Raw genomic sequence first — 1690 nt, forward strand, 5'->3', positions numbered from 1 at the left:
GGTGGGAAGGCGCGGGGGATCACCGGGCCGAGCTCGTCGGCGCAGACCACCGTCGAGCCGGCGGGCGGGCTGGTGTAGAGCCCGACGATCCGCGTCCTTTTCCCTCGAAGTCCGGATCCTTCGAGCGCGTCCAGGATCGCGTGCGCCGCCAGCGGACCCCCTCCGCGAGCAGGATTCGGCGCACCTGGGAGCGGCTGACCTCGATACCCAGGTCCCGGGCCGCGACGGCCAGCGTGTCCAGGGTCCACTCCGAGGGCCCTGACTCGTCCGCCGTCCACATCTCGTTCGACGGCTGCACCTCGAGTCGGCCGGGCGGGGTCTGCTTGACCAGGCCGACGATCCTCGAGCGTTCGGCTTCGGTGATCCTTCGCCTGCGTCCCTGCCCGCCCAGATCCTCCAGGCCCTCCAGCCCCGAGCGGTTGAAGCGGTGCAGCCAGCGGCGCACCGTCTTCTGACCACACCTCAACTCGTCGGCGATCTGCGGGACCAGTCACCCGTCCCAGCTCAACTCCACCATCCGGCACCGCTCCACCACATCCCTCGGCGCTTTTCTGGCCGACGCCAGGCGGTGGACCACCGCGTGCTCGCCCTCGTCACGGCCCGGCCGTGCCCTCAGCACCATGACCCAGCACCCGCCCCCGAGTACCCGCAACCGCCCCGCTACCAGCAGCTATACCCACCGAAAGAGGAATCCAGCACTACGCCGCGGTGCAGCGGGCCCTGGAGCTGTCCGCCGACGCACCGCTGGTCGCCAAGCGCGGCGTCGACGGCGCCTACGACACCGGTCCGAAGACGCATCCGGACGCGCAACGGTACGCACATCTCGCTACCAGCAGGCGATCGAGCGGAGGGTGAAGGTGATGGACACGGCCGCTTTCGTGCTGGCCGAGGTGCAGGGCCTGGTTATGCACATATTCGACGTCGCGGCATCAGGCGCCATGCCTGCGATTTGCGCAGGGCGCGACATCGGCACTCAGATCGCCGTTGGCTGACATCCGGTAGTGCCCCGGCCGGTTGCGCTCAGAACCAGCCCAAGGGGCCGTCGCTGCATGGGTGATTCGCCATGTCCCGCTCATGGACAAGGAGGCTGATCGGCAACGGACTGACATGGTGCCCGTGCGTACAGGCCCAAGGGGCGCAAGTGTGGTTAGTGGCACATGCGACGCAAGGAGGATCCCATGAAGCGATCGGCGCCACAGCAGGCTCCCGAGATCCAGGTGGTGGCCCAGGGGCAGATGCCGCCGGGAGCCGTCGAGCACGCGCAGGAGAAGGTACGGGCGCTCACCGGCCGGACGCGGGAGCCGGTTCTGTTCGCCCGCGTCAAACTGCCCTCCTCGGCGCCGCCGCCACCGGCACCTCGCCTCTGACTGCCCGCCAGCTCCTGCTCGTCAACCTCTTCACCGACCTCGTCCCGGCCGTGGCTGTCGCCTTGCGTCCACCGCACCCCGAGGTCACCGAACGCGTGACCCACGAGGGACCCGAGGCATCGCTCGGCACGGCCCTGACCGAGGAGGTGGCGTGCCGAGCCGTGGCCACCACCCTGGGCGCCACGGCTGGCTGGCTCGCCGGGGCCGCTGGTCGGCGGGAAGGCGATTAGCCCGGCGCTCGGTCAGACTGGGCAGCGGCAGGTCCGGCGGGGCGACCGGCTCGGGCAGGACGGTGGTGGCGGTGACGGTCGGGGACCGGCCCT

5 protein-coding genes are annotated in these 1690 nt (G+C 70.4%); 4 read left to right on the forward strand and 1 reads right to left on the reverse strand.

The features are described from left to right. Positions 1-19: 19 nt before the first annotated feature. The gene (locus ACZ4MF_RS48935; RefSeq protein ID WP_467500937.1) at positions 20-490 is read right to left on the reverse strand and encodes a helix-turn-helix domain-containing protein; all 471 of its coding nucleotides are present in this window, start codon (positions 488-490) and stop codon (positions 20-22) included. A gap of 218 nt (positions 491-708) precedes the next feature. Here ACZ4MF_RS48935 and ACZ4MF_RS48940 point away from each other — a divergent pair, with 218 nt between their 5' ends. The 4 genes from ACZ4MF_RS48940 (at position 709) to ACZ4MF_RS48955 (ending at position 1597) form a co-directional block, all read left to right on the forward strand. Beyond that, positions 709-855: a hypothetical protein gene (locus ACZ4MF_RS48940; RefSeq protein ID WP_467500929.1), complete on the forward strand. Its 147-nt coding sequence runs from the start codon at positions 709-711 to the stop codon at positions 853-855. A gap of 5 nt (positions 856-860) precedes the next feature. After that, a complete protein-coding gene (locus ACZ4MF_RS48945; protein ID WP_467500931.1) occupies positions 861-992 on the forward strand; it encodes a hypothetical protein in 132 nt (43 codons plus the stop codon). Positions 993-1178: 186 nt separating this feature from the next. After that, positions 1179-1367, forward strand: coding sequence for a hypothetical protein (locus ACZ4MF_RS48950; RefSeq protein WP_467500933.1), 189 nt, complete (start codon positions 1179-1181; stop codon positions 1365-1367). Between the two features lie 50 nt (positions 1368-1417). Then, positions 1418-1597, forward strand: a complete 180-nt coding sequence (locus tag ACZ4MF_RS48955) for a hypothetical protein (RefSeq protein WP_467500935.1) — start codon at positions 1418-1420, stop codon at positions 1595-1597. Positions 1598-1690 lie beyond the last annotated feature (93 nt).

The organism is Streptomyces sp. NPDC025793 (assembly GCF_055558375.1).